10 protein-coding genes are annotated in these 12,300 nt (G+C 62.0%); 2 read left to right on the plus strand and 8 right to left on the minus strand.

Annotation, left to right across the window (positions count from 1 at the left end; translation table 11 throughout):
* A partial coding sequence (locus ACHQ4I_RS41745) for a type I polyketide synthase (protein WP_420777463.1) occupies positions 1-2,684 on the minus strand: 2,684 nt, incomplete at its 3' end.
* A 413-nt stretch (positions 2,685-3,097) separates the two neighbouring features.
* Here ACHQ4I_RS41745 and ACHQ4I_RS41750 point away from each other — a divergent pair.
* Positions 3,098-3,667 carry a hypothetical protein gene (locus ACHQ4I_RS41750; protein WP_420777464.1) on the plus strand — a complete coding sequence of 190 codons (570 nt, stop codon included), beginning with the start codon at positions 3,098-3,100 and terminating at the stop codon, positions 3,665-3,667.
* A 334-nt stretch (positions 3,668-4,001) separates the two neighbouring features.
* Here the strand turns inward: ACHQ4I_RS41750 and sauS are convergent, their stop codons facing one another.
* The 4 genes from sauS to ACHQ4I_RS41770 are packed head-to-tail and all read right to left on the minus strand — an operon-like array spanning position 4,002 to position 9,970.
* Entirely contained in the window at positions 4,002-5,444 is a 1,443-nt protein-coding gene (gene sauS / locus ACHQ4I_RS41755) for an acylating sulfoacetaldehyde dehydrogenase (protein WP_420777465.1), read from the minus strand.
* 28 nt (positions 5,445-5,472) lie between these two features.
* Entirely contained in the window at positions 5,473-6,792 is a 1,320-nt protein-coding gene (locus ACHQ4I_RS41760) for an aspartate aminotransferase family protein (RefSeq protein ID WP_420777466.1), read from the minus strand.
* A 38-nt stretch (positions 6,793-6,830) separates the two neighbouring features.
* The gene (locus tag ACHQ4I_RS41765) at positions 6,831-9,308 is read right to left on the minus strand and encodes an FtsX-like permease family protein (RefSeq protein ID WP_420777467.1); all 2,478 of its coding nucleotides are present in this window, start codon (positions 9,306-9,308) and stop codon (positions 6,831-6,833) included.
* Positions 9,305-9,970: an ABC transporter ATP-binding protein gene (locus ACHQ4I_RS41770; protein WP_420777740.1), complete on the minus strand. Its 666-nt coding sequence runs from the start codon at positions 9,968-9,970 to the stop codon at positions 9,305-9,307. The genes ACHQ4I_RS41765 and ACHQ4I_RS41770 overlap by 4 nt, the downstream gene beginning before the upstream one ends.
* A 504-nt stretch (positions 9,971-10,474) precedes the next feature.
* On the opposite strand from ACHQ4I_RS41770, the gene ACHQ4I_RS41775 reads away from it, so the two are divergent.
* Complete coding sequence (locus tag ACHQ4I_RS41775; protein WP_420777468.1) at positions 10,475-10,963, plus strand: hypothetical protein; 489 nt, start codon at positions 10,475-10,477, stop codon at positions 10,961-10,963.
* 12 nt (positions 10,964-10,975) lie between these two features.
* On the opposite strand, the gene ACHQ4I_RS41780 is transcribed toward ACHQ4I_RS41775, so the two are convergent.
* The 3 genes from ACHQ4I_RS41780 to ACHQ4I_RS41790 form a co-directional block, all read right to left on the minus strand.
* A complete protein-coding gene (locus ACHQ4I_RS41780; RefSeq protein WP_420777469.1) occupies positions 10,976-11,170 on the minus strand; it encodes a hypothetical protein in 195 nt (64 codons plus the stop codon).
* Between the two features lie 180 nt (positions 11,171-11,350).
* The gene (locus tag ACHQ4I_RS41785) at positions 11,351-11,779 is read right to left on the minus strand and encodes a hypothetical protein (RefSeq protein WP_420777470.1); all 429 of its coding nucleotides are present in this window, start codon (positions 11,777-11,779) and stop codon (positions 11,351-11,353) included.
* A gap of 296 nt (positions 11,780-12,075) precedes the next feature.
* Positions 12,076-12,297 (minus strand): DUF6374 family protein, encoded by a 222-nt coding sequence (locus ACHQ4I_RS41790; RefSeq protein WP_420777471.1) that lies wholly within the window; start codon positions 12,295-12,297, stop codon positions 12,076-12,078.
* Between the last annotated feature and the right edge of the window lie 3 nt (positions 12,298-12,300).

The following is a 12,300-nucleotide window of genomic DNA, read 5'->3' on the forward strand; positions in this document are numbered from 1 at the left end:
TCGACAGGCGCCCCCGCGACGTAGGCGTGGCCCACCGATTTCCAGAACCGATCCAGCCCACCCTCGTCACGACGCAGTGATCCGGTCACGGTCACCGCGGTCTCGAGACCGGCGGCGGTGTCTTCCATCGCCAACGCCAACAACGGGTGCGGACTGCACTCGATGAACGTGGTGAACCCGGCCCCGATCAACGACTGCGCGGCCTGACCGAACAGGACGGGTTCACGCACGTTGTCGAACCAGTAGCGGGTGTTCAATCCCGTGGTGTCGAACAGCTCACCGGTCACCGTCGAATAGAACGGGATCTTCGACGGTGTCGGGGTCAGATCCGCGAGCAGTTCGAACAGTTCCTCGCGCAGCGCGTCGACCTTGGCGGTGTGTGCCGCGAAATTGACCTCGGGCACCACCCAACGCAACACTTTTTGCTCGGACAGGGTGCGTTGGAGCCGCTCCAACGCGTCGGGGGAACCAGAAACGACAACCGACCGTGGCCCGTTGATCGCAGCAATGGACACCTCGTTGGCGAGGGGCTCGATCCATTGACGGACCCGTTCGACCGAATCGACGATCGACACCATCTCCCCCGCGCCCGACAACTGCACCAGCAATCGACTGCGCAGTGCCACGATCATGGCGGCCTCGCGCAGCGTGAGCGCTCCGGCCACATAGGCGGCAGCGACTTCACCTTGGGAGTGTCCGACCACGGCATCGGGAGTGACACCGGCCGATTGCCACATCTGTGCCAGCGACACCATGATCGCCCACAACACCGGTTGGACCACATCGACCCGGTCGAGCCCGGGAGCGTGGTCGGCCCCGGTGATCACATCGGTCAGCGACCAGTCCACGAACTCCGCCAACGCTTCCTCACAGCAGCGGATCTGCTCGGCGAACACCGGTGAGGACTGCAACAACTCCGCACCCATCCCGACCCATTGCGAGCCCTGCCCGGGGAACACCAACACAGTTTTGCCCGGTGTGGTGGTGCGACCGGTGACCACATCAGGTCCCGGTTGCCCCGAAGCCAACCCGGCCAACCCGGCCAGCAGGGCCTCACGATCAGCACCCACCACCACCGCACGATGCTCGAACACCGTACGGGTGGTCGCCAACGCAGACCCCACCTCACCGAGGTCGAGGTCCTCCTCGGCACGCACCCACTGCGCCAACCGAGCAGCCTGCCCAGCCAAAGCCTGAGCGGTCTTGCCCGATACCAGCCACGGCACCACCCCCAACCCCACACCCACACCCGAATCCGCTACGGAATCAGGGGAATCGAGGGCACCTACCGGTTCGAGGGTGTCGGCTTGTTCGAGGATGACGTGGGCGTTGGTGCCACTGATCCCGAAGGAGGACACCGCGGCCCGGCGCGGCCGACCGTCGCTGACCGGCCACGGTCGGGCGTCGGTGAGCAGTGACACCGCGCCGGTGGTCCAGTCCACGTGGGGGCTGGGTGCGTCGACGTGCAGTGTTTTGGGCATCGTTTCGTGCCGCATGGCCTGCACCATCTTGATCACGCCGGCGACACCGGCCGCGGCCGAGGTGTGGCCCATGTTGGATTTGATCGACCCCAGCCAAACGGGTCGATCCGTGGGCCGGTTCTGCCCGTAGGTCGCCAACAGGGCTTGGGCTTCGATGGGATCACCCAGGACCGTGCCGGTGCCGTGGCCTTCCACCACATCGACCCCGCTCGCGTCGATGCCCGCGCTGGCCAACGCGGCACGGATCACCCGCTGCTGGGAGGGCCCGTTGGGTGCGGTCAACCCGTTGGAGGCACCGTCCTGATTGACCGCCGACCCACGCACCACCGCCAACACCTGATGGCCCTTGGCACGGGCATCGGCCAACCGCTCGACCACGAGCACCCCGACGCCTTCGGAGAAACCGGTGCCGTCAGCGGCACCGGCGTAGGACTTGCAACGTCCATCGGCGGACAGGCCCCGCTGCCGGCTGAATTCGACGAACATCGCCGGGGACGCCATCACGGTCACACCACCGGCCAAGGCCAGGTCGCATTCCCCGGCCCGCAGTGACTGCACGGCCAGGTGCAATGCCACCAGCGACGACGAACACGCCGTGTCCACCGACACCGCCGGGCCCTCCAAACCCAACACATAGGCCACCCGACCCGACGCCACACTCGGGACCTGGCCGGTCACCCCGAACCCCTCGATGTCTTCGGCGGCGGCGCCGACCCCATACCCCTGGGCGAAGATCCCGGTGAACACCCCGGTGGCCGAACCAACCAGTGTTGTGGGGTCGATTCCGGCGTCTTCGAGTGCTTCCCAGGAGGTTTCCAGCAGCAGTCGCTGCTGGGGGTCCATCGCCAACGCTTCGCGGGGGCTGATCCCGAAGAACCCGGCATCGAAATCGCCTGCGGCATCCAGGAATCCACCCGAGCGGGTGTAGGACTTACCCGCCACGGCCGGATCGGGATCGAACAGACCCTCCACATCCCAGCCGCGATCGGTCGGGAAACCCGACACCACGTCGCGGCCGTCGGCCACCATCTCCCACAGGCCCTGCCCGGAGTCCACTCCGCCGGGGAACCGGCAGCCGATCCCCACGATCGCGACCGGCGCAGACTGTTCCGCAAACATGGTGTCGATGCGTGCCCGCAGGCGCTCATTCTCCTTCAAGGAGGTTCGGAGCGCTCTTACCAAATCGTCGTCATCAGAGGTCATTCGACGTTACTTTCGTTCAACGAATACGTTCGCGTCCAGGCCACCAACCAATTTCGGCGTCTAGCGAGCGCGAGATTTGCTGGAGTCCCCCGGTGAGCCTCGGATGCTCCCCGCGTCCATCTTGGCACGACGAGAACCTTTTGGGGAGACCAGAGGAACCGTTTCTGGCCGAATTCCGTGCTTTAGTCATCGCTTTGGTCTATAAGTGCCCGTGTACGAACGAATCGCGCAGCGGCTCGGCGGTTTTGAGTCGTGATAGTGCGCGAGGGCCTATCCTCGCATCGAGGGTCGGTGCAGTGAAGGTGGCGACGGGGTCCTGGCGTGAGGTACTGAACCGGCGTGAGGTCGTGACCACGGAGCAGATCGTGGTGTTGCGCTAACACATCGCTGGGCTGAGCGAACAGCGCGAGGTCGTGAAGCAGGGATTGTCGTGGGTGCAGATCACACGCGAGACGATGGACGAGATCCGCAGCGAGACTACCGAAGTCGGCAAACAGCGCACGAGAACGAGCGGACCCGAGTCTGACGGTGAGATGAAAGGTGCTGTGTCGCAGCATGTTCCTGCCGCGAGGCAGGATGATCAGGGCGGCGCTGGTGCCGCAGCGAGCAGCGGAATAGACCCGGAAGCGGCGCTACCGGAAGAACATGCGCATCGGAGCACCACCAAGATCTACATCTCGCGCCCAAGCGGATCAAGGAGGAATTCGAAGCCTCACGCGCACGTATTCGCTGGCAAGTCTCACGCCGACCGCTGCTACCACCGGTATTTGGCCGAGCTGGCCCGAACCAGGCCGCGGCAGCACCCCTACTACGGCGCCACGCGCACGCGCTGGCCCGACCGGCAGGCTGGGCGCCTTCGAACCCCTCGGGGTCCTGTTGTCGGCGAGTTCGACGGCCCGACCGATCATCAGGTCCCTGATGCTGCACCGCTTCCTGTACTGGGCTACGACTATCTGATTGAACGCAGGATCTCGAGCCTCTGACGCGAACCCGACGCTTCCCCGATCACAGCCGATCTGCCCCGATTCCTTACCACCGCAAGGTAACTCGGAATCAGCGAACGTGTCCGCTCGGCCACCGGATCCTAAACACCGGCGAGGTTGCTGATCCAGACCGGCGCCCGACTCGATCAGGTCACCGAAGTTGATCTCGACGAGCTCGCTGACACCTGTCGCGAACACCAACATCGAACCCTGGCTCATCAGCCCGTTCAACACCCTCAACGCAGCTGCCCAATTACGCTATGTGGCATTGACTCAGGCTGAGTCAACGATTCCCATCAAGTAGCTGTCCAAACCCACACTAATAGCCGAAACGCTAAACTGAAATCATTTGATTCAACCCCTCGGCCCCGAGATACCGATCGAAGAGCAGTGCTTCATTCGGAGCAGTAGCAGCGATCGTATGCACCAATCTGGTATAGTTCATGAAATGCCGGTAATTAATATTGTCGCAAGTGCTGTTGCCGGCCCAACTTCCACCACCTACAGACAGCGTGCATTCCAGCCCATTGTCATACGAACCGCTGTTCCCGATGACGTGTGGCTGGTTAAGGATTACGCGGGCGACCTTCAATGCTGCAGCAACCCTTTCGGCATTCTCGGCGCTGGACGTATGAATTCCACAAGAATGCCCTGCGCCCTGGAAGTCCAGAATTTCCTGGACACGATATAGCACCTCATCCATTGACTCAAAGGAATACAGCGAAACAATGGGCGACATCTTTTCACCGCTGAAAGGGTGCGCAGCCCCGTATTCACTCTGCTCAACCATCAGAAATTTCGTCGCCTCGTCGGAACTGATGCCAGCGGCCGCCATTAGCTCCGAAGCCGACTTCCCGACCAGCGCACGATTGAGCGAGCCATTGCTCCACATAGCGTCACGCAGACGACGCGCATCGACGGTATCGAGCAGTTGGCCCCCACGAAGCGATAGCGCGGCGATCACATCTCGGTATATAGACCGATGGATATGCAAACCGCTCTCGGACGAGCAACTTATTCCATTATCGAAGGTCTTACTACCTGCGATCTTGTCGGCGGCCGCGGAGATATCGGCATCCCTGCAGACGATGATCTGAGGATTTCCCCGGCCGACGCCGCTCACCGGGGTCCCGCTGCGGTACGCCGACCGAACATTTGCCTCAGAACCGGTGACAACCGCAAAATCGGAGAGTCTTACCAATTCATCCGAACGTGCCTTGGTAACCGGTTCGAGAAGCTGGACGAGATCGGTTGGGGCCCCAAGTGCTCGTAGTTCCGCCTTGATATATCCGATCAGCGCGCGACACGGGGATAGCGCGCGGGGCGACGGCGATATGATCACCGCGTTCCGACCCTTGACTATGTGCATCGCAATATTGGCCGGTGCGGCAGCAGCATTGGTCGACGGGCAGATAGCGGCGACTACCCCCATCGGTTTTGCGTACTCCACGATGCCGGCGTCGTCATCTCGACGGATCTCGCCGACGGAGCGTGCTCCAATCAGATCGGCCAGGGTACCGACGGTCTTCCTTCTGTTCTTGTCGAACTTGTCGGAAATATTTCCCATTCCGGTCGACTCGACAGCCAATTCTGCCAGCCTGCGCGCACGATTCGGCTCATATATTGCCCACGCAATCGCGGTAACTACGCTGTCCACCTCAGATTGCGTGAAGGACTCATATTCTAGCTGCGCAGCTCGAGCACGAGCAACAAGCTCAGAAACACTCGTTTCAATGGAATCTCGGTGATCGCTCTCGGTCAATTCCTGTACCGCCATACGACGACTTCCTGTAGAAAGAAGAATGTTACTTCTGGTCAATGCATCGATCGATTACCGAAACTGCCTTGTCGATTATCTCAAGCCCCGTTCCGAGTTCTTCGCGAGTGATAGTCAGTGGAGGGACGATATGGAGTCGATTCATCTGGATGAACGGCCACATCCCCAGCTCCAATAACGCCGCACCAAGTTCATGCATCGGCATCGCCGCATCACCCGTGGCATTGAACGGGACCAGCGGCGTGCGAGATACCCGATCTTTGACGAATTCAAGTGCCCACATCATCCCGGCACCGCGAACATCACCGATCACTGGATGCTCATCAAGCATTCGGCGTAGCTGCGGGCCAATGAAATCATCGCCATCGCGGCGGACCTTCTCGATAACTCCTTCGTCTTCGATGTACTCGATCGAGGCAACACCGACTGCGCACGCAAGTGGATGCCCGGAGTAGGTGAGTCCCCCCGGGTAGGTCCGCTCGCGAAAGGTCTCGACAATATGGTCGGCGATTATTACCCCGCCGAGGGGCACATATCCAGAGTTCACGCCCTTCGCGAACGTGATCAAATCCGGAACAACTCTCCATCTGTCTACAGCAAACCACTCGCCCAGGCGGCCGAATCCGGTCATCACCTCGTCCGCGATCATGACGATTCCATACTCGTCACACAATTGACGAATACCCGCCAGATAGCCATCCGGCGGCACGATCACACCATTCGTTCCGACCACCGGTTCGATAATTATGGCAGCGACGGTTTCAGGTCCTTCAAGTCGCAGCACTTCGGACAGATGGTTTAGCGCACGGACCGATTCCTCTTCCTCGTTGTCCGACAAGAATGGCGATCGGTATGGGTAGGGGCCAAGAAAATGCACTGCTCCCGTGACCGCAGGCTCATTCGCCCAACGCCGCGGATCGCCGGTAATCGATATCGCACCGGCCGTTGCTCCATGATAGGAGCGGTATGCGGATAGGGTTTTGAGCCGCCCCGTGTGTAGCTTCGCCAATCGAATGGCGTTCTCGTTTGCCTCCGCGCCACCGGAAGTGAAGAATATTCGACTCAGAGGCATTGGCGCATGGGCGGCTATGCGGCTCGCAAGCTCACTTCGGACACCATTGTCAAACTGCGGGGATACTGTGCATAGTATCTCGGATTGCTTCCGTAAAGCGTTCAGCAGAGCCGGGTTCTGATGACCCAGGTTGACATTAACCAGCTGGGAAGAGAAGTCGAGATATCGCTTCCCTTTACCATCCCAGAACCAGCTACCCTGGGCACCCGCAATCTCTGGCCTGACAGTCGTCGACTGGATGGACCAAGAATGAAACACCGGATCGTATTTGTTCATAGGTCAACTTCATTCTGGTAGCGATAAGTTTGCTGACTTCAGTCCAGCGCAATGGCTTGGGCGATATTCATACGGCCGGCGTATCTGGCAGGCGGGATGGCGCCGAGCAAACACAGGGCCAGCGCGCCAGCGGCGTACACGATTATCCATGGCGTGAGCGTGTAGGTGACCGGGATAGTCGCGATCGATTCGAACGCGCGGGTGCCGAGGTAGTGCGCAATCAAGCCGACCACGGTGCCGACTACTGCACCGGCCATGCCGATAGCTGCGGCTTCGGCGAGCACCATCCGAACCGCAGATTTTCGGCTCGATCCGATAGCGCGGAGGACTCCGATTTCTCTGCCGCGCTCCAGCACCGACAACATCAGCGTGTTGAGTAGCGCAACCGCGGCGACGATTGCGATGATCCATTGCACGCCAGCAAAGACGGCGGCCATCTGTTTTATTGCACCAGCACCTGCTTCTACGGCCTGCTTGCCCGTAACGACGAACACCGACGTCGGCACCGCGTGGCGGACCGCATCGGCGACGACCGCGCGATCGGTTCCAGGCGCCAAGCCGAGTTCGTAGTTATTCACCCCGGGACGGTCGTACCACTGCTGCACGTACGGCAGTGAGATCGCGATCGTACTGACACCGGACGACAACACATCTACGACCGCGAGCACCCGCACCCGCTTGGCGCCGGTCGGAGTTGGCAGTTCCAGGGTGTCGCCCGCATCGACCCGCCAGCTGCGCCCAAGGTCACGGGACAATGCCACCCCCTGGCCGTCGAAAAGCAGCATGCGATCGTGTTCGCTCATTGCGGAAGTGATAAGCGAGTTCGTCCCTGACGCGACACCCTGGAGCATTACCCGACGGTCCCGCATGGTTGCCCACACCCATAGGTTGGGCACGACCCTGGCGACACCGTCGATCTCGGTCAGGCGCTGTCCCGTGTCGGCGGGCAGGATGGGGCCCGCCGGCAGCTGGTCGGGCGGCGTCGTGCTTACCCCCAGGTCAATTCGCGCCACCGGCGCGAAACTCCTTGTCGCCGAATCGATCAGGTTGTTGTTGAGGCCAGTCAACGCAACGACCAATGATATCGCGATCGCTACGGTGACGGATGCCGCCCAGACCCGCCGCGGCGAGCGTTGCACCGACGCAGACCCGAGACGACCGGCCTGACCGAACAATACGGCCACGCGGGCAGCACTGCTGACGATCACCTCTTTGAGCGCCACGCAAAGCGGGACGCTCGCAAGGAACACGAACGGCACTGCGCTGGCTGCTACCAGGCCCTCACCCCGTAGCGCTAAGAACACTGCCACCGCGAGTAGAACGATCCCGACGACTGCCGCCGCGATCCGCAACGACGGGTTCATGCGGTCGAGCGACGAAACCTCTACCGGGGCAAGCGCTTCGATCGGCGACACCCGGTAAGCCTGCCGGGCTGCGACGACAGCCGCGATGGCCGCGGTACCCATGCAGGCCAGGATCGCCAGCGGGACCGCGTAACTTGGCATCTGGTAGACGATGCGGGCGTCGACTTGTTCGGTGATTAGTGGTGGCAATCCCCCCAGCGCCCAGCGCCCGGCCAGCACGCCGATCGGTGCTCCGACTAAGGCACCGGCCAGGCCGGTTGCCGCAGCTTCGACCAACAAATCCATGGCGACGTTCCGCCGCCGCCCTCCTAACGCCCGCAACATTGAGATCTGCGGCCGCCGCCTCGTGACGGTCATACTCATTGTGTTGAACACCAGGAACGCGGCCACGACAAACGCGACCCCCGCAAACGTCAGCAGCGTGGATTGGATCAACGCAAAGCTCTGCCTTGCCTGCTGCCCCTGGAAACCTGGGTTTGCGACCACCGCCCGGCCGCCGATCGCCGACTCGACGGCCGCGCGAACGTTGGCGCGGTCGGTGTCCCGCTTCGCGACTACTAGCACCGAGTCGATCCGGCCTACACGATCCGTCAACCGTTGCGCCAACGGCAACGGTGCCACAACGAATCGGCCCCCGTTTAGGTCTGTATCAAGGACCGCGGCGACGGTTACGGTACTGGTCCCCACTTGCACCCGCTGACCTCGCGACCACCCCATTCCACTTCCGACCGCGATTCCATCCGGCACGCTGAGAACTGCTGCAGGGGCAGCACCGGCCTTGGCTTGCAGGTCACTGCGCACAGCGGTGATCTCGGAAGTAATGCCGAAAAGCAAGTATTTGCTGCTGCCGGAGCCCTGTGCCTGCCACAGCAGCGGCACAGCCGCGGCAACGCCCGGCACTGCGGAGATCCCGGCTGTCAGCGACTGGTCAAAGCCCGTGTCGGTGATGCCGGCGACCTCGAAGTCGGCATCACCTGCGACACCCGCGGTCACCCTATCGACCGACCCAGTTAGCGAGCCATAGATGCCGGTAACCGCGACCAGCAGCGCTGCCGCAGCGGCGATCACGCAGATCGTCACGATGGATCGACGCGCATGGGTGCGGGATTCACGAAACGTCAACAGCTGCAATCGGTCCCACGTGACGGTCATGTGAGCGACTCGTCCGCGTCGATCCGTCCGTCACGCAGCGTGATGATCCGGTCGCTGCATTTCGCCGCGTCCAGATCATGGGTGACCATTACAACCAGCCGCTGCGCACCTTCGGCGTGTGCGATCTCGCCCAGCAACTCAAGCACCGCGGCGCCGGAGGCTGAGTCGAGATTGCCGGTCGGCTCGTCAGCCAACACCAACGGTGGATCCATTGCCAACGCCCGTGCGAGCGCCACGCGCTGCATCTGCCCGCCGGACAGCTCGGACGGGCGATGCTCGGCACGGTTGCTGAGCCCGACTAGATCGAGCAGCGCCAGCGCTGCAGGTTTGGCCTTCTTCAGTGCAACGCCGTCGAGCAGCTTCGGGATTGCGACGTTCTCCCAGGCTGACAGAGTCGGGAGTAGGTTGAAGAACTGGAATACGAATCCGACTTGGTGGCGTCGGAATTCGGATTGGCGGTCGTCATCGAGCGAGGCGATCTCTTCGCCGCCGAACCGGATCGAGCCCGAGTCAGGCGAGTCGAGCGCACCTAGCAGATGTAATAGCGTGCTCTTACCTGCACCAGACGGCCCGACGATAGAAACGAACCCGCCCCCGTCAAGAGTAAGGTCAATGTCGTCAACTGCACGGACTTGCTGGCCGCCGACCTGATAGGTACGCATCACACTGCGGAGCTGGATGCGAAACGGCTCGCTCGCGCGGATTCCCTTGGAATGTTCCATAGCGTCGTCCCCCATGGCGGCACATTATCACGAGTCGTCGCGGGTGGGCGAGATGACTTCAGCGCCAGTCATGACCCGGTTAGGCCTGGCGTGTCCCGCGTGAATGAGTACGGTTTTCGCTTGACTCTGTCATTGATCTTGTGAATCTCAAGATCAGCCTTTTGAGAGCCCGACACGACCGCGATCGGGAATTCCCTTCTGGACCAGGTGATTCTGGATCGCGGACCAGCTACAGCTGAACCGCTTCGGCGCACTCGGAGTCTCCCGGCGGTGGTCCCTACGCGCTGGCCATGCGCGTACAACGCGCCTGAACGCGCGAGCCGGGCGGTCGTGGTCAGCTCGCCCGCCCCGTTCGGCGATCACACGAGAAGCGAAGGGGCGGAAGGGGTCAAGCATTCTGATGGGCTGATGGTGTTGCGCCGGTTTCCGATTCTTGCGTGACCGGTGGCCGCGCAGATGGCCCGAGCGGTCCGCAAGCCTCGCGGTCTGTCGGCCTGGATCGCGGGGATGTCGCCGATCGACAGGTATCGAATTGCAGATGATGAGCTGCGGGGCAAGATCGCTGACAACATCCAAATGGCACTCAAGCAGGGCAGCCGAGGGGTCGCAGTGGACATGCAGGTGTTGTTCGCGCGATCATGGTGCTTCGATCCCGCCGATATCGCTGTCCCTGTCGATATTTGGCATGGGAGACGCGGACGCCAACCTTCCAACAGACGATGGTCGACGCCTCGCCCCCTGATCTCGAACAGTCGGCTCGAAGTAGTTCAAACGCTGGTCATCTGCTCTTCATCGATCGTGCCGACGATATCCTGGGCGCGTTGCATCGCGCCGCCCCTCCGCGAGATCGATGAGCAGTCACGGGATCTGGTGCAGATGGTGAGTCCAGTTCGGGTCGTAGTCGGCTTGATGACCGTACACGGTGAGCGCTAGGTAGAGGGCGGTTCACAGCGCCTTCTCGCGTGCGTCGGCTTCGACCCACTGCGGCGCGGCATGGTTGTCGCCGAAGATGGCGCAGACCTCGTCGAAGTCCGTGCGCGCTTGCTGGTACAAGGCGAGCACAGTGGCCTTCGCCTGCGTTTCGGTGAACCGGCGTAGCTGATCTTCGGCTGCCCCGTCGGGCGCCTGACGCTCCGCCATGAGCCTATTCTCGAGGAAGGATTCAGCTTCTGAAGGGAACGCAGGACCCGATTTGATTTGGAGGTACATGATGACCGCCTTCATAGTCGGTGCGAGTGAATCGAAATTCGGTTGGGAGCGTGCTCTTTTGCGCATTCTTCACGGTGGCCGGTTCGATGCCGCCGAGGCGATGTCGGCTCGTCACTGGTCGTCTTGTTCCGCGGCCGGATTGTCGAACTCAGCGCCACGTGCCGCGGGAGTCGGGCGGTGCACGAGATCCTGGCAGACTCGGCATCCTCTGATCATCGGCGCCGGGTTCGGAGATACAGGCGTGATGTCGATGAGCGCTTGAGGACGGCCACGTCCCTTGAGGCGAGTCCATCTGGCTTCCAACAGCATCCATTCGTCATTCGGTGAGAAGCGCAGGTGTGCTTGCATCTTCGCCTCGTTGCGTGCACCGGAGGCACGGGCATAGCAGGTTTCAGCGGCGAGAAGTCTGCTGTTGTAGTCGAATTCGGGTTGATGATGACGCCAGCCTGCGAAGGCTGTGTGGTCTTCGGCCACCCATTCGTGGACGAAGCCGCTGGGCAGGTCCACCAATGCCAGCGCGTGACCGGCCGGGATGGGCATGTGCCGGAATGCCAGTGTGCGCGGGTCGGCGCAGGCGGCGGTGGGATCTGTTGCGGATTCGAAGACGATCGCCCGGACCGTGCGGTCGGAACCGTAGCCGCTGGCTCGTGACAGGGACACCCCGAACCGGTGAGCCGGCGGTGAACCCTTGCGGCACGCCCTCCGCCCGATACAACCGACGATCTCAGCCCAGTTCTCCATAGCAATCACCCCGCAAGCGTCAACCCCCGACAAGGGGCAAGGTTCGGAATTCTCCAGACCAGCCACGAATCCACAATCCCTTGACCTCGCGACGGTCAAGGTGCCGATTGCGAGCTTGCTGAGCGATCGGCGGCCAGCTCGCATGCGCCGACTTCGACTGCAACGTCGAGTGCCCGCACTCCCATTGCTAGCTTGCTCGCCATACGTTCCAGCTGGTCGGGTGTGACGTGCTTGCCGAACGCCGCGGAGTCGAGCAACTGTCGGCGAACCTCATCGATCTGCCGCCTCGCGAACGCGACCGAACGACCTGCAGACATGGA

Source organism: Nocardia nepalensis (genome assembly GCF_048910785.1).
Lineage (GTDB): Bacteria > Actinomycetota > Actinomycetes > Mycobacteriales > Mycobacteriaceae > Nocardia > Nocardia nepalensis.